The sequence below is a fragment of the Enterococcus sp. OL5 genome (genome assembly GCF_006491895.1).
Lineage (GTDB): Bacteria > Bacillota > Bacilli > Lactobacillales > Enterococcaceae > Enterococcus_D > Enterococcus_D innesii.
Genome location: NZ_VHIL01000015.1, coordinates 99,201 through 120,711 on the forward strand (window position 1 = coordinate 99,201; position 21,511 = coordinate 120,711).

21 protein-coding genes and 1 tRNA gene are annotated in these 21,511 nt (G+C 43.3%); 6 read left to right on the top strand and 16 right to left on the bottom strand.

Annotation, left to right across the window (positions count from 1 at the left end; all coding sequences use genetic code 11):
• Positions 1-114 precede the first annotated feature (114 nt).
• Entirely contained in the window at positions 115-294 is a 180-nt protein-coding gene (locus FJU10_RS15695; protein ID WP_077453812.1) for a DUF2187 domain-containing protein, read from the top strand.
• Between the two features lie 59 nt (positions 295-353).
• On the opposite strand, the gene FJU10_RS15700 is transcribed toward FJU10_RS15695, so the two are convergent.
• The 4 genes from FJU10_RS15700 to FJU10_RS15715 all read right to left on the bottom strand — a co-directional run bounded on the left by FJU10_RS15700 (position 354) and on the right by FJU10_RS15715 (position 4,949).
• Positions 354-1,571: a pyridoxal phosphate-dependent aminotransferase gene (locus FJU10_RS15700; protein ID WP_081118523.1), complete on the bottom strand. Its 1,218-nt coding sequence runs from the start codon at positions 1,569-1,571 to the stop codon at positions 354-356.
• A gap of 168 nt (positions 1,572-1,739) precedes the next feature.
• Complete coding sequence (locus FJU10_RS15705; RefSeq protein ID WP_081118522.1) at positions 1,740-2,615, bottom strand: ABC transporter ATP-binding protein; 876 nt, start codon at positions 2,613-2,615, stop codon at positions 1,740-1,742.
• A 10-nt stretch (positions 2,616-2,625) separates the two neighbouring features.
• A complete protein-coding gene (locus tag FJU10_RS15710; protein WP_140966339.1) occupies positions 2,626-3,840 on the bottom strand; it encodes an ABC transporter permease in 1,215 nt (404 codons plus the stop codon).
• Complete coding sequence (locus FJU10_RS15715; protein ID WP_140966340.1) at positions 3,837-4,949, bottom strand: hypothetical protein; 1,113 nt, start codon at positions 4,947-4,949, stop codon at positions 3,837-3,839. Before FJU10_RS15715 ends, FJU10_RS15710 begins: the two co-directional genes overlap by 4 nt.
• Before the next feature lie 192 nt (positions 4,950-5,141).
• Between FJU10_RS15715 and FJU10_RS15720 the strand changes: the two genes are divergently transcribed.
• The 4 genes from FJU10_RS15720 to FJU10_RS15730 all read left to right on the top strand — a co-directional run bounded on the left by FJU10_RS15720 (position 5,142) and on the right by FJU10_RS15730 (position 8,252).
• Positions 5,142-5,224 (top strand) — tRNA-Leu (locus tag FJU10_RS15720).
• Positions 5,225-5,628: 404 nt separating this feature from the next.
• Complete coding sequence (locus tag FJU10_RS19475) at positions 5,629-6,486, top strand: hypothetical protein (RefSeq protein ID WP_223273095.1); 858 nt, start codon at positions 5,629-5,631, stop codon at positions 6,484-6,486.
• A 133-nt stretch (positions 6,487-6,619) separates the two neighbouring features.
• Positions 6,620-6,949 carry an Ltp family lipoprotein gene (locus FJU10_RS19480; RefSeq protein ID WP_223273096.1) on the top strand — a complete coding sequence of 110 codons (330 nt, stop codon included), beginning with the start codon at positions 6,620-6,622 and terminating at the stop codon, positions 6,947-6,949.
• A gap of 31 nt (positions 6,950-6,980) precedes the next feature.
• Complete coding sequence (locus tag FJU10_RS15730) at positions 6,981-8,252, top strand: hypothetical protein (RefSeq protein WP_140966341.1); 1,272 nt, start codon at positions 6,981-6,983, stop codon at positions 8,250-8,252.
• A gap of 87 nt (positions 8,253-8,339) precedes the next feature.
• On the opposite strand, the gene FJU10_RS15735 is transcribed toward FJU10_RS15730, so the two are convergent.
• The 12 genes from FJU10_RS15735 to FJU10_RS15790 form a co-directional block, all read right to left on the bottom strand.
• Positions 8,340-8,567, bottom strand: a complete 228-nt coding sequence (locus FJU10_RS15735; protein ID WP_086292574.1) for a hypothetical protein — start codon at positions 8,565-8,567, stop codon at positions 8,340-8,342.
• A gap of 64 nt (positions 8,568-8,631) precedes the next feature.
• Positions 8,632-9,504, bottom strand: a complete 873-nt coding sequence (locus FJU10_RS15740; RefSeq protein WP_140966342.1) for a VOC family protein — start codon at positions 9,502-9,504, stop codon at positions 8,632-8,634.
• A 160-nt stretch (positions 9,505-9,664) separates the two neighbouring features.
• On the bottom strand, positions 9,665-10,498 hold the full coding sequence (locus FJU10_RS15745) for a sugar phosphate isomerase/epimerase family protein (protein ID WP_189372353.1): 834 nt from the start codon (positions 10,496-10,498) through the stop codon (positions 9,665-9,667).
• A gap of 149 nt (positions 10,499-10,647) precedes the next feature.
• Positions 10,648-12,141, bottom strand: coding sequence for an extracellular solute-binding protein (locus FJU10_RS15750; RefSeq protein WP_140966344.1), 1,494 nt, complete (start codon positions 12,139-12,141; stop codon positions 10,648-10,650).
• 3 nt (positions 12,142-12,144) lie between these two features.
• Complete coding sequence (locus tag FJU10_RS15755) at positions 12,145-13,737, bottom strand: glycoside hydrolase family 43 protein (RefSeq protein WP_140966345.1); 1,593 nt, start codon at positions 13,735-13,737, stop codon at positions 12,145-12,147.
• Complete coding sequence (locus FJU10_RS15760; protein ID WP_140966346.1) at positions 13,734-14,180, bottom strand: DUF4064 domain-containing protein; 447 nt, start codon at positions 14,178-14,180, stop codon at positions 13,734-13,736. The genes FJU10_RS15755 and FJU10_RS15760 overlap by 4 nt, the downstream gene beginning before the upstream one ends.
• Complete coding sequence (locus FJU10_RS15765; RefSeq protein WP_140966347.1) at positions 14,177-15,094, bottom strand: pectinesterase family protein; 918 nt, start codon at positions 15,092-15,094, stop codon at positions 14,177-14,179. Before FJU10_RS15765 ends, FJU10_RS15760 begins: the two co-directional genes overlap by 4 nt.
• Positions 15,055-15,945, bottom strand: a complete 891-nt coding sequence (locus tag FJU10_RS15770) for a dienelactone hydrolase family protein (protein WP_140966348.1) — start codon at positions 15,943-15,945, stop codon at positions 15,055-15,057. Before FJU10_RS15770 ends, FJU10_RS15765 begins: the two co-directional genes overlap by 40 nt.
• Positions 15,942-17,258 carry a glycoside hydrolase family 28 protein gene (locus FJU10_RS15775; protein ID WP_077453825.1) on the bottom strand — a complete coding sequence of 439 codons (1,317 nt, stop codon included), beginning with the start codon at positions 17,256-17,258 and terminating at the stop codon, positions 15,942-15,944. Before FJU10_RS15775 ends, FJU10_RS15770 begins: the two co-directional genes overlap by 4 nt.
• A complete protein-coding gene (locus FJU10_RS15780) occupies positions 17,255-18,376 on the bottom strand; it encodes a glycoside hydrolase family 105 protein (RefSeq protein ID WP_140966349.1) in 1,122 nt (373 codons plus the stop codon). The genes FJU10_RS15775 and FJU10_RS15780 overlap by 4 nt, the downstream gene beginning before the upstream one ends.
• Before the next feature lie 165 nt (positions 18,377-18,541).
• The gene (locus FJU10_RS15785) at positions 18,542-19,219 is read right to left on the bottom strand and encodes a YesL family protein (RefSeq protein ID WP_081118511.1); all 678 of its coding nucleotides are present in this window, start codon (positions 19,217-19,219) and stop codon (positions 18,542-18,544) included.
• A 15-nt stretch (positions 19,220-19,234) separates the two neighbouring features.
• Positions 19,235-20,203, bottom strand: a complete 969-nt coding sequence (locus FJU10_RS15790; RefSeq protein ID WP_077453828.1) for an ABC transporter permease — start codon at positions 20,201-20,203, stop codon at positions 19,235-19,237.
• A 259-nt stretch (positions 20,204-20,462) separates the two neighbouring features.
• Between FJU10_RS15790 and FJU10_RS15795 the strand changes: the two genes are divergently transcribed.
• Positions 20,463-21,350: a carbohydrate ABC transporter permease gene (locus FJU10_RS15795; protein ID WP_015509917.1), complete on the top strand. Its 888-nt coding sequence runs from the start codon at positions 20,463-20,465 to the stop codon at positions 21,348-21,350.
• Positions 21,351-21,511 lie beyond the last annotated feature (161 nt).

A 21,511-nucleotide genomic window follows, 5' to 3' on the forward strand; every position in this document is an offset into this window, starting at 1 on the left:
CAAAAATGCGAATTCGCATTTTTAATTTTCTTTATTTTAGCACATAATGACAAAAAGGAAAGCAATTTCAAGAATGTCTTGTTATTTTTCCACAATTTCAAATGAGGTGTTAAGATGACGATCGACAGTACGATCTTTTTTACATGGGAAGGCAAAAAATACCAAGGGATCATCGAACGGGAATATGAAAATTCGGTCCTCGTTCAAGTGACCGATCCTAGTGCTGAAATGCTGGATAAATTTACCAATCGAATGATTGTCAGCAAAAAAATTTGTCAACCAGTTGCCGAATAAAAACATAAGCACCGCTCCCTCACGGTTGTTGAAGGAGCGGTGCTTTTTTTTTTATATTCTTATTTCTGACGATAGGACGCCAAAAATTCTGTCATTTTTTCAGCAGTCGTTTTTAAGTCTTCCATATTAGGAAGATAAACGATTCGGAAATGATCTGGCTGTTGCCAGTTGAACCCACCGCCGTGAACCAGCAAGATGTGGTGCTCGTGTAAAAAGTCTAAAACAAATTGTTCATCATTGGTGATATTAAAGCGTTGAATATCAATTTTAGGGAAAATATAAAAGGCGGCTTTCGGTTTCACCGCTGACAATCCCGGAATGTCATTGATTGCCTTGTAGATAAACTCTCTTTGTTCGTAGATACGACCACCTGGTAGTAGCAACTCATCGGAACTTTGATAGCCGCCAAGTGCGGTCTGGACGATTTGTTGCGATAAAACATTGGAACACAGCCGCATTGAAGACAACATATTCAAGCCTTCGATATAGTCTTTCACATTGGACTTGTCGCCACTGAGGACCATCCAGCCCACCCGGAAACCTGCCACTCGATGAGACTTAGACAAGCCACCTAACGTCACAACGAATCGATCTGGCGCTAATGTAGCAATCGGCACATGGACATAATCATCCATGACTAAACGGTCGTAAATCTCATCAGAAAAAATGATCAAGTCATGCTCACGGGCAACCTCGACGATTTGTTGCAAAACTTCTTTTGGATAAACGGCGCCGGTGGGATTATTTGGATTAATAATAACGATCGCCTTGGTTTTGCTGGTGACCTTAGCTTTGATGTCCTCGATATCAGGATTCCAATCTGCTTGCTCATCACAAATATAATGGACGGGCTTTCCGCCAGCTAACGAGATCGACGCTGTCCATAAGGGATAGTCAGGCATCGGCACTAACACTTCATCCCCATTGTTGCAAAGACCTTGCATGCACATCGTGATCAGCTCAGAAACGCCGTTACCGGTATAAATATCATTGATGGTCACATCAGGAAATTTCTGTAATTGATAATATTGTTCGATCGCTTTACGGGCCGAAAAAATCCCTTTCGAATCAGAATAGCCTTCCGATTCTCGCACGTTCATAATCAGGTCTCTAACGATCTCATTTGGGGCTTCGAACCCAAAAGGCGCTGGATTCCCCGTATTTAATTTCAAGATACTGATGCCTTCTTCTTGCATCCGATCGGCTTCTTCTAAAACTGGGCCGCGTACATCATAACTGACCCCTTCAAGTTTTGACGACTTCGAAAATTTCTTCATATTCCATTTCTCCTTTAACCATAGGTCAACGTCAGGTTATTGGTTCTCGTCGTTGATCTCTTTTCAGATTGAACCTATTATAGCAAAAAACTTTTACCTATGGCGAAATTTTTTTGCTTCTCCTTCATCTGTGCTTGTCCCGCTCTCATCTCGTAAATAGTGCGACAGTCAGTGATTTTCAGGAAAATACGTCAAATACAATTCATTTAGTGCCAAGTGCCCCACAGAAAAATCAGTGATCCCTGCAGCGATAAACCGTTGCGGCAGCTGAGGATCGCTGATTTCTACCAGATAGATCCGTCCTTGCAGATCGATGGTCACTGTCGTTAATTCTGGAAAAGCCACCAAAAAATCTGCCGAGTCCGTTTTTAAGTACAACGGTTCATTGACTAACGACTTGCGACCAAAGTATTCGTGAATGATCTTGCCGTCTTTTAAAAACAAGACCCGATCCGCGTAGGAATCCAAATTCGTCAAAATATGCGAAGCAATCACGATCGCTTTCTTTTGCGCTCGCAAGGCTTTCAACACGTTGGAGATCAATTCGACATTGGTTGGATCCAAGCCATTCATGACTTCATCCATCAGCATATATGGCGTATCCGTCACGATCTGCATCGCAAAACAAAGACGTTGCCGCATCCCAAGTGAATAGGTGCCCACGGGGCGTTTGATATAGTCACTCATCCGCAAGCGCTCAATCGTTTCGTCCACTAAGTGTTCCTCTGAACGCCACATTCGCTGATACAGCTTGAGATGTTCGAAACCACTCAAATCATTGTACAAATCATTTTGGTCAGGAAAAAACGAAATTTGTTGATGCGCTGCCACTTCTGATTTTTTGGTCACATATACTTGACTGCCATTCAAAAATACTGCGCCTTCATTCGGCTGGATGAAATTCATCGCCACATTTAATAGCGTGGATTTCCCAGTACCGTTTGGGGCGACTAATCCGACGATCTCACCGGGAGAAAAGGCGATGGAAAGTTGATCCAATACATTTCTCGTATACGTGACCGTCACATTTTTCAGTTCTAACATATCGTTCCTCCTATGCCAAATGAAATTTTTTGCGTTGGATCGTCACGAAGAAACATATTTCGATCAGAAGCCAAACGCCTCCTAATAAAAGCAACCCTTTTTCCATCGTAAACCCTGCAGAACCAAAATAAAAACGTGTCCAGCCTGAAAGGACTTGTCCCACATTTTGATACAGATAGACATACAGCGTTTTATCAAGGTAAGCACTGAACCAACGTCTTTGGAAAATATAGGGTGAAAGCAAGCAAAAACCAGCCACAAGCAAATTAACCAGTTCTGAGCGAAACAGGGCACTGAACAACAAGATGCCGCGACAATAAATAAACTGCAAGAAAAGCGTCGCAAGAAAACATTGGCCTATAAAAAGACCGATGGCTTGTGTTTCAAAAGCGTTGAAATCGGTGATTGGGTAGCGGGCATCAAAGGTCGATGATAAAATCGTGACCGGCAGTTCTAGGGAACCAAAGCCGAATTGAATACCAGAACCTAACCAGAGAAAGAACATGGTCCCAAGCGTTGCAATTGCAGAACCGACCATCAATACTGCCGTTTTGCTCCAAAGAATCTCTTCTGCCGATAATGGCAGTGAAAGAAACAGGGATTTATGTCTTCGTTCTTTTGGTAAACAATCAATCGCCAAAAATAAAGAAACAGCAAGCAATAGAATCGGTAAATATCCAGTAAAACTTCGCTGCAATGCCTGTATCCCCGTTTTTTGCTCCATGACTGCTTGAGAGAGTTTCTTATTCGGCAACTGGCTGAAGGCTTCCATAAGCTTAGCGGTTGAAGCATAACCAAAGCGACCGTCATAGGCAGCGTAGTAATTTTGAAACGTATAATAATCCGGTGTATAAAAAACATTTCGTTCATCGGTAAACTGCAACGCCAATTGGTACCACGTACTTGTTCCTTGTGCATAAGCTTGCCAGTCTTCACCAGCTAGTGCATCTAATCGTTGTTTTTCCGCTTCGTTCCATGGGGTAAACATTTCAACTGCTAAGCTTGCCGACCAATGGTCAGAAGGATTGGCTGCTTGTTGATCAAGAAAATCTTGTCGCACAGTATAGCGTTGTTGCATTTCCGTTTCATCTACTCGTTCAATCGGGCGAAAGTCTCTTTGCCAAAAACTGTAAACGCCGCTGTAGATAAGAAGCAAGCAAAAAAGACCAATGGTTTTCTTGCTATTTAAGAGTTGACGTAATTCAAAGAAAAAATAGTCTTTCATCCTTTGCCTCCTTTCAACAAGCGATTCTGTTTATCCGCAACGAGCATGATGCTTAAACAAAGGAAGATCCACACCACCGTGAGCAGCCAACTAGCATAGACTCCCCAAGAAGTACCAGAACCCAAAGCAAAGGCGCCCGAATAAAATTTATCCATAGCAGCTAGATGAACTGGTAACAGTGGGATCTTTTGCAGCATCGGAATCAAGCCTAACCCATAAAAAAGCACTAGCAAAAAGAAAGAGACATATCGATTGGCTGCGATCATATTCATAACAAAACCTAAGCATTCGATCAAACCAATCAGCAAGGCAAAAGAAACCATACTATATAAAACGCTTTGCCAAAAAGGTACGGCGACCCAATCCCCACTGAGATAGACGGCTACTGGATACTGCCAATCCCCGAACTCCCCCAAAAGGCTCATTGAAAGAAAGACACCTAAGAAGAACACAACCAAAACGCCTAAATTTGTAATCCCTTTGACCACAATTTTACTTAACATCCGAATCGGAAAAATCTGTGGGTACGAGCGAATCAAAGAGAAGTGTTCTCTTTCTTCTATCAAATTGTCACTGGCAAAAAAAGCCCAAAAGAAGAACCCAAAATTCAGCAAAAGCGTTATTGCCAAAGCGACAGCGGTCTGGGTATTGGCAGCCGTGAGGACCGGCTCTTTTTCTTGCTCGGCTAAGGCTTGATAGACCGTTCGCTCTTGTTCGATCGTCCACATAGGCGGTAAAAAGGCTTTGTCATCAACTTCAGACGCCCAAATCTGCTTTTTTAGTTCTGCAATTTGAATACTCGTTTGATTAAATCGTTCGTATTCCTCCATAATCAAGTTGGATAACTGCCGTGAGGTCAGTGTATTATTTTCAAGCAAAAGTTGATACACCTCTTGCTCATCAGGCGAGCCCGACTGATTGGCTTGGTAGCGATCAACAAGCCTTGAGGCTTCGGCTTTTTCTGCAGTGATCGTAGCGGGCAAGTTGATGGGTTCCATTAGTTTCAAATAAACGGAAAAACAGCAGCCTAAACTAAAGGCACCCATGAGTAGGAAGATAAATATTCTTTGTTTCGCAGATTTGGCTAATTGGTTTCTAAAGTAATTCATTTGCTCTCCTCTCAAAAAATCATTCATTCTTTAAGCATACCGTTTATGACAAAAATTGCAATCCATTGTCTGAATATTCTTTTAAATAGCTCTAGGAAAAGTTATTGACAAACCTGTCAAAAATCAGGTAAGATATTTTTTAGACGCGGTGTGACAGAACTACTTCAGCCTGCGTTACCTTCTATAGTATCTGCGGAAATGACGGAATGGCAGACGTGCAAGATTGAGGGTCTTGTGAGCAATCGCTCGTGTGGGTTCAAATCCCATTTTCCGCATCCTTACAGCTTCCCCATTGTGGGAAGCTGTTTTTTTTTGCACAAAAGATTCCCCCCTGGCGATCCTTCAATGAATTCTCTCGATCGCTTGATCTTGAGCACCTACTCCTAAAAAGTTAATAGTACCCTCCTTTCCCCAAACACAAAAAGTCCGATAAAAATTCTTTTATCATTGCATATGAATCTATTTTTCATATAAAATGAATAATATAACAGGTATTGATGAAAGCTAGTTCGATGTTCCGTTTTTTCTTATTAGCGTATCAGAAATAGTTTCTTGAATGAACGAGTGATGGAAAATCTTTTCAGCATTTTTTCCATTCACCTGTCCTCCTCCTTTCCCCCGATGAACAAACCTCTTCCGACCGTTTTCTCAGTTACTTTCGATAGAAAGAAGGAGCCTAATGAAAAAAAGAATACTGATCGCCCTATTGTCATTGGTTATTCTGCTTATCGGCTGCGGTAAGGCAGATGAAGAACTGTCAGAGACCGTTGCGCTTGGCATCGAAGCACGACTGGAATATACAAACCAGTCTGGAACGGGCTGGGCCTATTATCAACCAGCGACCTTAGAATTGCTGATTGCCGGCAGTCAAGCCGAATTGGCTATTTTGGAAGAACTTGATTCTTCCGACGAAGATCTTCAGCAATTGATCAGCCACACGGTTGATTTGATGGCAACCGCTGAACGAGCGCTAGTGGAGCGTCGGATCGATGTCCCTGCTTGGTTTGCTGCCCGCATTGGTTATAGCCAGGCTCTGGTTGCGATTCATGAACGGAGCCCTATCATTCTCAGTAATCAAGACAACCTCAACAGTCTACTGGAGGTAGCAAACGAAACGATTCCTGAAGCCGACCCACGGGAAAAGCTGGGGCTTTTAGCAGACGATATCGAACAGCTTCAACAGCTCACAGAAGATACGCTTACTCTTCATCACACAATCGAACTTGACGATGGACTCACTGCCACTGTTTACCACACAAGTGAAACGAATGTTGACGTCTTGGTTTTTGCGAAGTCCGATGAGGAGTACGCATCTGGCTTTACTGTTCTTAATCGGGAAACTGCCGACGAGCAAAAAGCTGCCTTCTATGAAACGATTTTACGAGCGCTGGTCATAAATATTCCTCGTGAATCCTTGATGTTTATGAATCGATCCGATCAATCTTCTGATGAACATCAGTTGGCGGTGATGACCTATGGCTTTGATCATGACATTGACCAAGACATGGTCGCTACCGTTTATCAGCAGCTTCAATAAGCTAGCGCCAAACGCAAAGCCAGCAAAACAATGATGAACAAACTCAGACCGAGAGTAAGAAATCTTCAGAACAAAGACGAGGGATAGCCCGTGCCAAAGCCTATACTAGACGGATGACTTTTCCCGTACTCGCATGATACGACAACTAGAATTTGAGGGCCTTTCCCATGATGATGCGCAATGGGCAGTGGACCACCTCACTATCGACTGGAACGAACAAGCGTTGCAAAAAGCAAACAGCTACCGTCTCAGGATGAATCTACCTCATGCCAATATCCGTCGTTTATTGGCTTCAGAAGTCTTTTCAGCAGAACAAATCGACTCTGCGATGACAACCCTGGATAATTACAAACTAACAAAAAAAGGAGCATCGCGATGCCCTTATGTTGCCCCTTATATTGTTGCTATTTTTTATACCCAAGAAAAGTCTCGATTTGATGCGTTCATTCGAACAAAAAAGTGAAGTTTACCAGAGACTCACGAGGAGGAGAAAAATGAAAAAACAAGTTTTGCTGCCCTTATTGCTGCTATTATGCCTGATTTCAGGATGTGGGACGAGAAATTCAGCAAGTCCTGAGGAACTTTCTGAGCGCATCGGTGCCGCTTTAGATGCCGGTTGGGAACATACCTATCATGCAGAAACTCTTACTTATGAGTTAAGTATTGAAAATCTCGAACTGATGATTCGAGGCAAAGAAGCAGAATTGGCCTTTCTAGACCAGGTCAATAGCAACTCAAAACACAAGGCAGCATTCATTGAAAACACGGAAACAATGATCGCACTCGCTCAAGAAGCGATCGAAGCTCGCTATCTGGATATGCCGCGTTGGGTTACCGCTCGGAATGGCCGGATCGAAGCCTTACTTGCCCTCCATGAGGAAAGCCCGATCATCGTCAGTAGACGAGCAAAATTGCAAGAATTATTCAACGAATACGAAGAGGATTTGGCACTAGTGACAGTTGGGGCAAACAATCCACTTGCCGATGAAGAAGCGATCAATGAAGATTCACGAGAAAAGCTTGGTTTGACGCCTGATACACTTGAACACTTACACCAACAAAGCGAAGACCAAGAAATCGAGTGGCAGACCGCTATTGATTTGGCGAACGGTGTGACCATGAATGTCTTTTCAACAAAACATGAGCCAGTGGAGATTCTCACATTTACGAATGCTGGCGAGACCTATCCTTCCGCAATCACTTTGTTTAATGGCCAAACGACGGAAATCGTTCCCGAGATAAGGACTCCATACGAAGCCGTTTCCGCTTATTTTAACGAAATAGCCGCTGCTGTTTATGAAACGATTCCATCTGGCTATCTATTTCTGGTTGAATCACTATGGCTTGAACTGGAGAACGACAATCGTTTTCACTTCAGAACCTACGTGTTTGATAACGAAGTGACCGAGGAAACGATTTTAGCAGGGTTTCATCGCGCCCCGACTGTAGCAGCACGCTATGAGCGCGAAAACAATGCGACAGAACGAGAACGTGAAGCCTTTTTCCTCGTTAGAGCGCAAGGAAATCGTCGCTTTTATTCAAAACAAGAGATGGCAGAACTGTTAGAAACAGAAGGTTTTACTGCGGAGGAAACACAATGGGCACTAGAAACCCTCGATGTAGACTGGTATCGTCATGCTTTAGGACGCGCCAATCAATCCCGTCGGGTGTTAGGGATCCGCCAAAGAAATATGGCTGCTCATCTTGAAGGGAACGGCTTCTTACCTGATGAGATCGAATTTGCGATCAAAAACATGGACAATTAGTATGTAGTGGACGAATCCCAATTCTCCATTTTGTCTTAGCGTAAACAAAAACCGACCAATCTTCCTGTTTAAGATTGGCCGGTTTCTTTATTTTTTGGTTTTGATTGGTACCATGGTTTTGCGCCGATGCTGCTTCATTATTGCTTGAAGACCATAGACCCCAACTCCGATAATTCCTGCAAAAGCCGAAAAAGCAATAAAAATCACAGGAGACGCCCCACTTTCTATTAATTGTTTCCCTTGGACAAAGAAAAATAAGCCCATGCTGATCAATAATGCTAGAAATAGTGATTGTCCCGCCCCGTTTTTTTTCATGCTTGCTCTCCTTTTACTTGATTATAGGTTATTCTCTCATTTCATGAATGAAAAAACCTCCATCTTAAGGCTGATTCTTTCTTTCGATGATCAGATTGATCCCATTCGGATCAGTCAAATGCAAGCGGCTTTCTGTTTCTAACCCATAAGAAACGCCACTTGCCTTGAGATGACTTCGTAATGTAGAAAAAGCCAAAGCTGGCAAAACGATCGTAAAGTACGCTAAGCCTAGATCCTTTTCTTCCATAGCTGGAACATTTCTTCCCATCCAAATATTCGATCCGATATGGTGATGATACGCACCAGCAGCAAAAAACTTTGCTTGGCTACCAAAATCTGAAGTCAAACGCATGCCTAAAACTTCTGTGTAGAATTCTTCTGTTTTTGCCAAGTCCGCCACTTTCAAATGGACATGCCCTACCGTGGTGCCAACTGGAAAGGTCGTTTGAGATCGGTCAGCGGCTCCCAGCACGCCTTGTGCGTCCATTTCGACAGTAACGCCTACGATCTCACCGTCTGCTCGAATATCCCATTCACTCTTTGGTTTGTCACGATACACTTCGATCCCGTTTCCTTCTGGATCAGTCAGGTATAACGCTTCACTATACCCATGGTCGCTGGCACCATCGAGGGGGGCTTTGGCCTCCAAATAATGAATCAGCATATTTCCTAGGTCTTTACGGCTAGGCAAAAGAAATGCCGTATGGAAAAGGCCTGTTTTCCGTGTCAAAGGCAACGGAGCACTTACCTTCTCTAGAACTAAAAGCTCTTGCGATCCCACGCCTAATCGCGCATGATCTACACTTTGCTCCAATAAAGTCAGACCGATCACGTCCGAATAAAACTGGCTCATTTTTTCTATGTTTGCTACTTTTAAAACGACTTTGCCAATTGCGGCAGTTGCATCGATTTGATAAGTTGATTGACTCATGGTCATCGCTATTTCCTCTTTTCTAAACAGTTACGTTCACTTGTTACTTTAAGTATAACACTAACTTTTAGTAAGTAAACAAATCTGCTTGTTTAGCGCCGGAGCAATCGACTGCTCGTTGCTTCATAAATCGTGTCTTCAACAGTCGCAAGCAATGAAGAACCAATTAGTTTTGCATTGTTTCAATCAAGGAAATGGCCGGCTGCATCGCTTCTTCGGTCGTCCCTTCTAACACAACATAACAATACGGCTTGTATTCAGCGGTGATGGCCAATAGTTGTTGATAATCAATCCTTCCTTCTCCCAATGGGACTACCTTGATTTTACCATCGATTACTTGATAATCTTTCAAGTGCAAGCAAACGATGGCATCGCCAAAGCGGGAAAAAGCTTCCCTTGTCAAAGCGACTTGCTCTTGATAGTTCTTCGCAGTAATCAGATTGGTTGGATCAAAGATGATCCCTAAATAGTCAGAGGGTACCCGTTCCTGCAATTCTTCGATTCGGTCGATCGATGAGAGTGGATGATTCAAGCCCGCTTCAATTCCTAGCATCACTTGATGTCTCTTAGCCACTTGGACCAAACGCTTGATCACCTGAACCAAATCATCGAAAACGACGTCACTAAAATTTTCCTCGGTATACCCCATATTTGGCAAAACCGAACCAGTTTCACTTGCGACCATAGCTGCATCAAAATATTTGGCATGTGCGAGATAGGTCTCGAATCTGGATAAAATCGCTTCCCGTTTTTCCAGATCAGGATGGATCAGATTACAATAACAACTTAATAAAGCGACCTGAACGTGAGATTGACCAAAAACTCGTTTGAAAAAGCGGCCTAAACCAGGGCTTAATTGCTCTGGCTCTGCCCATTGCGGGAAGGATTTATTTAATGCAAATTGAATGTTATGAATGTTTTGGGCGGCAATTCTTTGCGCTAATTCTTCTGGGGACCCATAATTCTTTAAATCATGCCCCCGAACAGTTAGTTGAAACATAGCTTCTCCTTTCTTCACTGCTTTTGAAGCAAAAAGAAGACCAAGCAGCGAATCACTTCAACTGGTCTTGGTCTTCAAATCATTCAGCAGTAGCGGCTCCTCACTTCATCTATTTCTTCTCAATAGATGATCAGAACCTTTTGTGACCTTTATTGTTGTGAACGATAGTCTTCCGTGAACTCGTCAATGATTTGCTGTCCACCATTTCTTAAGAAGGTTTCGATTGCTGTATCAAACCCATCGATCTCGATTTCCCCAGTCATATATTGGTAGTAAGCGTCTGAGATTCCTTCAATCAAGCTTGACCATGAACGATCATAGGTTTCAGAGGTCAGCGATTGCGCAGGATTGATCACCGCAAACTCTTCGTTTTCCTGAATCTTTTCATTGGCTAAGTTGACATAGGGATTACTTGAAGGGAAAACTGTTACTAATTCTGATGGACGAGACGAAGAAAATGGTTGTACTTCTTGTTGCCACTTCGTATCATCTAAACGGACATAAACACCCTCATCATCAATTTCATAATGGACCCCTTCGATCCCTTGTGTCATCAAGGTAAACGGCTCTTCGTCCATCAAATCATTGATAAATTTCAAAACAACCCGCAAGTCTTCTTCGGTTTCAACATTGTTTTTCGGAATGGCTAACCAGCCACCCATACCGCCATTGGTATCAGAAAGGATGCGCCGTTCCACGTCGCCATAGACCATATCATTAATCAAGACCCATTCCATATGCTCTTCGGCAGTTCCAGCAGCATCATCAATGTAGTTACGTACTTCTTGCAAACCACTCAATACGATCCCACCACGACCTTGAACGATATAGTTCTTCTGGTCATTTTTCGCCATTACCGCAAAATCAGAATTCATCCAGCCGTTATCATAGATATTACGGAACCATTCCATCGCTTCTTTGTACTCAGGTTGCATAAAGGATGGCATCACTTCATCATCATCCGTGATCGTAAACCAATTGTCTGCGCCAAAGTAACCAGAAAGTGAACGGAAACCAACGTTAAAGGACTCATCACGCTCTACGAAACCAACCGTATCATCTGCACCGTTGCCATCTGGATCACCTTCCGTAAAGGCCTGAGCGACAGCCGCTAATTCTTCTAATGTCGATGGCACGTCCAAGCCTAAATTATCCAACCAATCTTTTCTGACAAGGACGCCATAACGAGCGATCGGTTTTAAAAACGGAACACCATAGATATGACCATCGATCCGCGAGGACTCTAAGCGATCCTCAGAAATTTCTGCCAAATTTGGAAACTCTTCTAAATACGGTTCCACATCCCAGAACATCCCGGACGCTAGCGAGCTCCGGACGGTCGTGTTATTGATTTCTGTCAGACTAACGATATCTGCTAAAGAATTTGATGCTAATGCTGCATTCAAGCGTTCTGTTTTTGATGCGTCCGGCACCCAAGTGAAATCGATTTCGATCCCTGTATATTCTTCTAATTTTTGCGTCACATCCCCAGACGGAGGCGAAGCGGTATGCAACATCGCCATCCAAGAAATGCTTGATTTTGTTTCACCTTCTGTACCTTCAGATGAACCTCCGCCATCGCCGCAGCCTGCTAAAAACAGTCCGGCACATAATAATAAACTTGCAACTTTCAACTTTTTCATTTGTTAACCTTCTTTCTCTATTTTTAGGGAGCCATCATCGCGCTGATCTTTCCCTTGATACGTAAAATATTCAAAATCGGCATAGCTTCCGGCAAAGTGATCTAAATCATGGGCACTGATTCCTATGAAATTACCCGTAAAACCACCAGACAAGAACTGAATGTTTTGCTTTTTAAAGGGATGCCACGTTTGTGATTGCCGATAAAACCATTGGGCTTCTAGATAAGAACCGACTACTTTTAATCCGATCGGCTCACTTGCAGCAGCGAGGGGCAATTTATCTGGGAACAAGTGAAATTCTCCTTCACAACAGCGCAGCAACCGAAGGACCTTGCCTGCTTCTTCATCGTAGGTCACATAGAAAAACAAATAGTTTTCTTCGTTTAAGAAAAGCGACAATCCAGCCATCTGGTTAAACGTTTGGGGGTGGTATTCCATCACTGTTTCAGCTTCAAAACAAAAGTCTTGTTGGCGAATCGCTAATAAGTGCTTATGAAAGTTCGATTGCATCGATTCTCCACCGATCAATCGCAAATACCCTGGTCGCTCAGTCAGATTGCACCACTGTTCATTGGGCAGCAATCGTCTACCGTTCCATGCTTTTTGCAACGATCCTTGAAAATCATCAACAAAAACAGCAGGTGATGTCTCTTGCTTCTGAGCCTCGCTAGCGAGCCTGATGGTTTGATCTGGGATCGTATCATCATTGCTAAGACGCAGCCATCCTTCGTGATCCCAATAGACGGTTTGGAGTGCCGTCTCTCGTCCAAGGATCGCTGCCCCTGCTACTGGCCGAGTCATCAAATAGCTCATGACCCATTCTCCTGATGGCGCAATCGTCAAACTGCCATGACCTGTACATTGAAAAGGGGAATCTTCGCGCTGATAGGCACGCATCATGGGAAAATGCGGATCTAGTTCATAAGGTCCAGTGATGGTCTTACTACGACAAACCGTTACCGCATGACCTGCACCCGTTCCTCCTTCTGCCGTCAGTAAGTAATAACACTCATTGTGGTAATAAAGATGCGGTGCTTCGGTCTTCGCCAGCTGGGTTCCAGAGAAAATTGGCACTCTGTCACCGATCAAGCGGCCTTGTGCTTCAGAGTATTCTTGAAGCACGATCCCCACCGATTTATTTGGCGTATCCTTACGATAATCCCAAAGCGCATTCAATAACCAGATACGCCCCTCTTGATCATGAAACAAGGACGGATCAAAGCCACTACCATTTAAGTAAATGGGCTCACTCCATGGCCCATGAATCGTAGGAGCCGTGATGAGATAGTTTCGACAGTCTTTGAAGGGACGTGTCGTGTTGCGAACATTTGTATAGACACAATAGTATTGTCCGTTTGCGTAACTGATTTGCGGTGCCCAAATGCTGCCATTTGCTGCGTTGCCTAATAAATCCACTTGATTCGTCAGAATATCTGTTTCATGGGACCAATTGACTAGATCTTGAGAACAGTAGACCCGAATTCCTGGCAACCATTCAAAGGAAGAAACCGCTAAATAATAAGTATCCTCGACTTTAAAAATACTCGGATCAGGATGAAACCCTCTTAAAATCGGATTATTGATCATTGCCTTCATGCAACCCCTCCTTGTTTGCTGACTGTGTCCGTGGTTTTTTTCTTGTGTCGGTCATCACGATGGAGAAAACAAAAACCCGCCGCTAAAAAGAAACAAAAGGCAATCGGAAAAGCGAACATTTGACTACCAATCAATGTCACGACACCAGTCAAAAAATAAAGAACACACGCTTGTTTTCGATAATTACGATAGCGAACAAGCATCGTCGCCACTGAAACCAATATCAGGAGTGCCAACAGCGTGAAGCCAAACCAAGCACCGAGTGTTTGAAATTGCGCCAATGCTGCTTCTGTTGTCATTTGCTTCAGTACAGTAGGAAACGCACTTTGAAAGATCTCTTCGAACTGCTGGACAGTCATTTGATTGATCACCAAGGAAAAGCCGCCCATAAACACCAGAGCGAGAACCATCCCGATCCAGCCAGACCATTTTGCCTTGCTCATTTTTCTATCACTCCTTCGATAGTCACCCATTCAGGACGTTGGGGACTTCTTTGGTAACAACACATTCGCTCCGTGAACGCGACCGTTTGGTGGCTTGCTGCTTTTCCCCAATCAGACCAGCCGCAAGGGACGAGCTGTTGATCAAAGCAGCAGGATAAAAAGGTTACTTTGGCGTCATTACGCCAAGGGCGACCTAAATAATAGACTTTGTCCCCTGTCACCCGACACCGATCGAAGGTTAACCCGCTTGCTTGTTTGCTAGTTGAGGCAGCAGTAATGTAGTTCGTTTGTAGTGTATTTTTACAATGCAAGCGACACTCTTCAAAGATGGCGGAACCACCGCCAAAAATAAAATCGACTGTTCCACTGATCCTGCAATGCAAAAACCAACTCTGTTGTTGGTCAAAGATTGTTTTTCGCCAAGGACTGTTCATCGGTTCGCCCTCTTTGGTATATTTTGGCAATGGTCCCAGGCACAAGGTATCTTGAAAAGCATCGAGATGACAGTGTTCGAAGCGAATGTCATCCCCTTCGATATAGACAGCAACTGCTTGCCCGACTGCTTGCCCATACCCTGCGTCATTGATGATGGTCAGGTTTTTTACAAAGACTTCTCGGCCATTGATAAAGAGCGTCGCTGTTTGAAAGGTTCCTCTTTTTTGCCCATTCTCATCGGTTTGCTCGGCAGCCAAGTGGTAGCATAAGAACGTGTTGGGTTCTGCGATCAACGTAAGCTGGTTTTTATAGATTTTCACCTGTTCTTGGTACACGCCAGAGGCGATCGTGATCTCACAAGGTGCGTTTAAGGCTTCAGCAGCCATCACAGCTGCTTGGATACTCGTAAAATCACCCTTTTGCGGGTCTTTACTAACCTTTAGCTTGATAGGAGGTGCTGTTTTAGAAATTCGATCCACTGCGCTCTCATCTCCTTGGTTTCTTCATGACCACCTGGCAAGCTGCGCGCCTGCCAATGCTCCTTGTAGCCCATTGCTTCATAATGCTGCCCGACCTGTTGATCCAAACGAGCGACGCCGCTTGAGGGGCATCCACGATCTTTTTTGCCAACCAAACTCAAACGCGGGCGTGGTACAATCTGTTTTTGGATCGCCGCAGTCGTAAAGTCTTTCAACACATTAGGAACATAATAGTAAAACCCATGTTTGCTTAGACGGTCCTCTTCGATCAATGCTTGATAGTCCACTTGTGCTGCCATGTCCACCACCACTGATATCCGTTCATCAAGCGCTGCCAACCACCAACTCATCAAGCCGCCCATGGAAAGTCCCAATGTGGCGATAGCGGAATGTTTCACTTCTTTGCGGGAAGCAAGATAGGTCAAAAACTGTTGATTGTCATAGATTCGCTGCCCCCATAACGTTTTGCCTTGCAAGAGAAATCGCTTGTAGCTATCATTTTCACCATTTTTTCGTTCGCCAAAGCCCCACATGTCGATCACCCCAACAGCGACGCCCAGCTTCATAAATGCAGCGAATAGGCTTTCCTTTTGCATATAAGGCGGACTTTGCCGAAGTTCTTCTTTCCCTATCGTGAAGTCACCGCCATGAGAATGATTGAACAAAACGAGTGGAACAGGTTGCTGAGAGCTAGGATAAGCAAAGTAAGCAGGGACATCTTCTTCTTGATTTAATCGTAGAAGTAAATGTTCCAAGGTATAATTTTGCACCTGCTCTTTTGTTTGCTGAACCACTTGTGGTGCAACTTTCATATCAGGACCTAGCAGCTGAAGTAACTGAGGATCCCTCACAAAAAATCTCCTTGAAATGCCAGAGGCTGACGATTCTCAAATGACTGTGTGACGGTGATTTCCCGACTATTCTCGATATGGAACGCTTCAGTTACGCCTTCCAAATTGATACGATCAAACTGAATATTCCGTCCACAGCCAATATAAAAGCCTTGTTTTGTCATCTCTTCGATACCTGTCATCATTGCAGGCTTTCCTGGAATTGGATGTTCAGCCATAGAGATGGCAATATCTTGGAAAGTGATATCTGAAATAAATTGTTCAGCCAAGCCATAAACAAACCCAGCGGCCGCATGGACATTCCGAGCCGAGATATTTGCAAAATGGATTCTCCGGAAATGAGGGGTTTCCTCGGTGATTGGGTACGGATTTTTATCCCAAACATACTTCTCTTTGCCTTTCGGTCCACAGAAATAGTAAAGATTTAAAGTGAATGGACAGATGACATTATCCATCACAATGTTATTCACTCGAATATCTTCGATCGTTCCGCCACGTCCACGACGGGATTTCAAACGAATCCCACGATCGGTATCTTGAAAAATACAATTACTGATGGTGACATTACGAATATCGCCGCTCATCTCACTCCCTAGAACGACTGCCCCATGCCCATGAAGCATATGGCAATTTACGATCGTGATATTCTCACAAGCGACCCGTTCTTTAGTGTCCTCCGTTCCTGATTTGATGGCGATGCAATCATCGCCAACATCGATATGACAGTTACTGATGCGGACATTTTTACAAGATTCAGGATCGATCCCATCCGTATTTGGCGAATCCGCTGGATTTTTGATGCGAAGATTATCGATCGTTAGATCTTGGCAAAGAATCGGATTGACGGTCCAACTTGGTGAATTGACAAGACGGATATCTTTCAACGTAATTTGCTGGCAAGAGTCAAAACTGATTAATTTTGGTCGTGGATAAGCAAGCTCTTCACGGTTTTGCCGAAAGGTCTTCCACCATCTTTGCCCTTGTCCATCAAGCATTCCTAATCCTGTGACAGCGATATTTTCAGCATTCTCGGCATATAAACAAGAGGCATAAACTTCCCGTTTGACCCCTTCCCAGCGAGACACGACGACGGGATAGTCTTTGGGATCATCAGAAAATACTAAGGTCGCCCCCAATAGTAGGTGCAGTTCAATGTTACTTTTTAAAAATAGCGCACCTGTCGGATAGCGTCCTGCAGAAAAAGTGATTCTGCCTCCTCCTTGTTGATGCAATTCATCAATTTTTTCTTGAATCGCTTCTGTCAACAGACCTTCTTTTCCTTGTAAATCAGCTGTAGTTAATTGGATATTCATTTCTTGCTTCCTTCCTCCGTTAGTGGTTGCAGCAGTAAACTCGCTTGTAAAAAGGCACCGTATCCTTTGAAATCATTCGTGATAACGGGTTCACTGATATAGTAAACAAACGTACCATCCCGATTATCTGGTCCACCAAGACCAGCAACTTCACAGTTTCTGATCAGATTCAACCAGCCTTCTTTTGTTAAAAAGACAAACTCATCCAGCAATCCTTGATAGGTCTCTTGGGCAAACACTTGCCATTTTTGATCGATGATCCCTGCTTTGACTGCTTTCGCTGTTGCGTAACAAATCATTGAAGAAGCGGATGCTTCTAAATAATTCCCACGCTCACTGCCTTTATCTAAGACTTGATACCACACTTTTTTCTGGGGATCTCTTACTTTAGCAAGAGCTTTTAGACAGGAGACAAACATGTTTTCTAACGAATTCTTCTGCTCTGATTCCCCTAATAGCACCATCGTATCTGCGAGTGCCATCATGAACCATCCCATTGACCGTCCCCAGAAATTTTTTGAACAACCAGTCTCAGGATCTGCCCACGGCTGGACTTTTTGTTCATCCCACGCGTGATACAAAAGACCCGTTTTTGGATCTAGGGTATGCGTAAAGCATAAGGTGAATTGCTTGATGACATCTTCCAATGCTTCTGCTTTCTCAAATTTCAGTGCGTATTCTGTTAGAAATGGGGCCCCCATATATAAGCCATCTAACCACATTTGATATGGATAGATTTTTTTATGCCAGAACCCGCCTTCGCTTGTTCTTGGCATCTGCTGTAATTGTTGATACAGCGTGTCCAAGGCGATCTTGTATTTTGAAACACCTGTTTCTTTGTATAGTAAGAATAAACATTTGCCATTATTGATGTAATCGATATTCATCGCGTCCATCTGATAATTTTTGATACGACCGTCTTCGTCAATATAAAAATCCATCGTGTTTTGGATATAGTCGAAATAACGTTTGTCACCAGTCTGTTCATAGGCTTCTTTCACGCCTTGTAAAACAACCCCGATGTCATAGGACCATTTTCCGTGATAAATTTTTTCTTTGCATAAGTAGTCATAGCGCTCAAATAACGTGTTCAAAGCAATTTCCGAATAGTTCTTCATGTACGATACTTCCTTTTATTGTAGTCTCCTCAATTCATAGAGCTGTTTCAATGAATCTGTTTTACTGGCTGTATTTCATGAGGGTTCAGCTTGTTTTGCTATTTCCAGGTGTTCTCTAGTGACCGTTTTGTTCACGAACCAGTAAAAGTCTTTGAGCCGTTTTCTTTAGATAATGACCTCATCTCCTTTACTGGCAACGGTTTGCTCCGTAGTCGATGCCGCTTTTGAAACCACCTGATCTGTTTCAATTGGGTGGATATCTTGAAGAATTTTTTTGCCAGCAAGGGCAAAAACACCACCAACTAAGCTACTCCCCATCAAAAAGAGACCGATCAAGAAATAACTGCCAAGGACTAAATAGCCAAGGATCAAAATCGTCCAACTAATGATCGAATAATGCAGATAGCCTAAACCTAACAAGGCACTCCCCCGCAGGATCTCAAGCACGGTCGCAAAGTTGGTAGCCGCCATGACGGTATACACGTGCATGAATAGAAAGAGGAACGCAATCAAAAAGAGGACATTCGCCACTTGGATAAACCATGGAAAGGTCGCAAATATATTGGTGATCACGATTGCTGCGATAATCAAAAACAACCAACTGATTAGCACCGATTGCCGGAACCGTTCTTTACTATAGTAGAAAAAACTTTTGATCAAAGGCGGTCGTTCATGAAGACGAAGCCAGCGATCATAATATTTCATCATGGCATACGACGCAGGGCCAATACCAAAGAGGATGCCTCCCAGGAGAGTCACACTTAGCCAAAGAAAGTGAAGGGCGATCAGCGTCAAAAATGCGAGTAATCCTTCGTTGATTTTCGTGATCTTTTCGATCGTCATGTGATCCCTTCTTTCTTAATAAATCCCATCTTCGCCAATTTTTTTCGCCAAACGATTGGCAAAGATGACAAGAATCAAGCCAACAAGTCCTTTAAACAGCCCAACAGCTGTCGAGTAACTCAATTGACCATTTTGAATCCCGGCGGTATAGACAAAGGTATCAAAGATTTGGGCAACCTCACGGTTCATTGAGTTCATCAACAAGAACATATGCTCAAATCCCATATCTAAGATCGAACCGATCTTTAAAATCAATAAGGTTACGATCGTCGGACGAATACAAGGCAATGTGATATGCCACATTTTTCGTAGCTTGCCAGCCCCATCCATATCCGCCGCTTCATAAAGCTGTTCATCAACATTGGTAATAGCGGCTAGATAAACGATCGTCCCCCAACCGGCACCTTTCCAAAGATCTTGGAAAATGTACATTGGACGCAACCACGTGCGACTTGTTAGAAACGGGATACGTTCGCCACCAAGACTTTCGATCATGTTATTGATCACACCACCTTCTGTCGTTAATAAAACATAGAAGATGGAAACAACGATGACCCACGACATAAAATGAGGCAAATAAATGATGGTTTGAATCCCTTTTTTCAAACGGCGATTGTTTACTTCATTTAGCATAAGTGCCAATACTATAGGAAAAGGGAAGGAAATCGTGATATTTAAGAAGAACATGATCAATGTATTGCGCATCAACATCACGAAGGTATCTTCGGTAAAGAGCCGAATAAAATGGGTGAAGCCAACAAAGGGGCTTCCTAGGATCCCCAAGAATGGTTGGTAGTCTTGAAAAGCGATGACTAACCCGCCCATCGGTATGTAACGGAAAATAAGAAAATATAAAATCCCCGGCAATACCATAATATAGAGGGCACGATTTTTTCTGATTTGCGCCCATTTTTTCTTTTTCAGCCGCAGCCGCTGTTCTTCTTCATTTAGTGGTGAGAAGTAATTATCAACTTTTGTTTCCATACTTGTTCCTCCGAATTTTTTTGATTTGATAGTCCCATGGTAGCGTGAAAAAAAGATAACGTATATAATCATTTTCTCAGCTTTGAAAAGGCATACATTTTTTAGGATTATCTCGCAGTCGAATTGGATAATCCTTTATTTATCAACGTTTGTCATGATTGTGATTTTTTTAACATGTAAAAGTGATTATATACGTTGTCCCCGCCTCATGATACGTTGGAAGTACCTATTTAAGTAAAAAAAGATGGAGGTTTTTTCTATGCAACAAACCCTGAAAAAAACGAACCGCCCGAAAAGTGAACGGGTCGTTCAAGGATTTATTATTGGCTTTCTACTACTCTTCACCTTAACGTGTCTCTTACCTTTTCTAAACATTCTCGGAAGCTCCTTTGCTTCTTCTTCTGAGATCGCAACACGAACATTTATCATTATCCCTCGTGAATTTAGCTTAAATGCTTACCGGTATATTCTCTCGACACCCACGATTTTTACCAGTATTGGTGTTTCCCTTTTTGTGACCATCGTCGGAACAGTTCTTTCAATGATCTTGACCTCTTTTATGGCCTATGCTCTTTCAAGAAAATATTTGCATGGACGCGGCATCTTCAACTTTATTGTCGTATTTACCATGTTGTTTAGCGGTGGGATGATCCCAAGTTTTATTTTGGTACAAAGCCTCGGCTTGATCGATTCTCTCTGGGCACTGATCTTACCGAGTGCGATCAGTGCATATAATATGATCATTATGAGAAACTTTTTCCAAGGAATTCCTGATAGTTTAGAAGAATCAGCAAAAATGGATGGTTGCTCTGATTGGGGCGTCTTTTTCCGTATCATCTTACCCCTTTCCTTACCATCGATTGCGACGATCTCTTTGTTCTACGCTGTTAGTTATTGGAATACTTATCAATCAGCGATTTTGTACATCAATGATTCAGCGAAATGGCCGATCCAAGTGCTCCTTCGACAAATCGTGATCGTCTCCAGCGGGATGAACGCCGATGCCGCGAGTGTCGATGTTGTCCCCCCAGCACAATCCGTAAAAATGGCCGTGATCGTCGTTGCGACGCTGCCAATGTTGATCGCCTATCCATTTGTTCAGAAGTATTTCGTGAAAGGGGCAATGGTTGGTTCCGTCAAAGGGTAACCAACAGGCAGCCAAGAAAAACGCGCTTTTTGATCGTTAATCAAAAAGCGCGTTTTTCTTTTATTATTGACTTTAGTCAGTTTCGTTCGCGTAGCGTACGAAACAAAAAAACCGCGCGTTTCTACGCGTGGACGAAATAGCTTTAGCGATAAAAAACTCCT

What these genes read in the sequence shown, in the direction of transcription:
- FJU10_RS15695 (WP_077453812.1), top strand. Translation starts at nt 115, where the DNA reads ATGACGATCGACAGTACGATCTTTTTTACATGGGAAGGCAAAAAATAC.
- FJU10_RS15700 (WP_081118523.1), bottom strand. Translation starts at nt 1,571, where the DNA reads ATGAAGAAATTTTCGAAGTCGTCAAAACTTGAAGGGGTCAGTTATGAT.
- FJU10_RS15705 (WP_081118522.1), bottom strand. Translation starts at nt 2,615, where the DNA reads ATGTTAGAACTGAAAAATGTGACGGTCACGTATACGAGAAATGTATTG.
- FJU10_RS15710 (WP_140966339.1), bottom strand. Translation starts at nt 3,840, where the DNA reads ATGAAAGACTATTTTTTCTTTGAATTACGTCAACTCTTAAATAGCAAG.
- FJU10_RS15715 (WP_140966340.1), bottom strand. Translation starts at nt 4,949, where the DNA reads ATGAATTACTTTAGAAACCAATTAGCCAAATCTGCGAAACAAAGAATA.
- FJU10_RS19475 (WP_223273095.1), top strand. Translation starts at nt 5,629, where the DNA reads ATGAAAAAAAGAATACTGATCGCCCTATTGTCATTGGTTATTCTGCTT.
- FJU10_RS19480 (WP_223273096.1), top strand. Translation starts at nt 6,620, where the DNA reads ATGATACGACAACTAGAATTTGAGGGCCTTTCCCATGATGATGCGCAA.
- FJU10_RS15730 (WP_140966341.1), top strand. Translation starts at nt 6,981, where the DNA reads ATGAAAAAACAAGTTTTGCTGCCCTTATTGCTGCTATTATGCCTGATT.
- FJU10_RS15735 (WP_086292574.1), bottom strand. Translation starts at nt 8,567, where the DNA reads ATGAAAAAAAACGGGGCGGGACAATCACTATTTCTAGCATTATTGATC.
- FJU10_RS15740 (WP_140966342.1), bottom strand. Translation starts at nt 9,504, where the DNA reads ATGACCATGAGTCAATCAACTTATCAAATCGATGCAACTGCCGCAATT.
- FJU10_RS15745 (WP_189372353.1), bottom strand. Translation starts at nt 10,498, where the DNA reads ATGTTTCAACTAACTGTTCGGGGGCATGATTTAAAGAATTATGGGTCC.
- FJU10_RS15750 (WP_140966344.1), bottom strand. Translation starts at nt 12,141, where the DNA reads ATGAAAAAGTTGAAAGTTGCAAGTTTATTATTATGTGCCGGACTGTTT.
- FJU10_RS15755 (WP_140966345.1), bottom strand. Translation starts at nt 13,737, where the DNA reads ATGAAGGCAATGATCAATAATCCGATTTTAAGAGGGTTTCATCCTGAT.
- FJU10_RS15760 (WP_140966346.1), bottom strand. Translation starts at nt 14,180, where the DNA reads ATGAGCAAGGCAAAATGGTCTGGCTGGATCGGGATGGTTCTCGCTCTG.
- FJU10_RS15775 (WP_077453825.1), bottom strand. Translation starts at nt 17,258, where the DNA reads ATGAATATCCAATTAACTACAGCTGATTTACAAGGAAAAGAAGGTCTG.
- FJU10_RS15780 (WP_140966349.1), bottom strand. Translation starts at nt 18,376, where the DNA reads ATGAAGAACTATTCGGAAATTGCTTTGAACACGTTATTTGAGCGCTAT.
- FJU10_RS15785 (WP_081118511.1), bottom strand. Translation starts at nt 19,219, where the DNA reads ATGACGATCGAAAAGATCACGAAAATCAACGAAGGATTACTCGCATTT.
- FJU10_RS15790 (WP_077453828.1), bottom strand. Translation starts at nt 20,203, where the DNA reads ATGGAAACAAAAGTTGATAATTACTTCTCACCACTAAATGAAGAAGAA.
- FJU10_RS15795 (WP_015509917.1), top strand. Translation starts at nt 20,463, where the DNA reads ATGCAACAAACCCTGAAAAAAACGAACCGCCCGAAAAGTGAACGGGTC.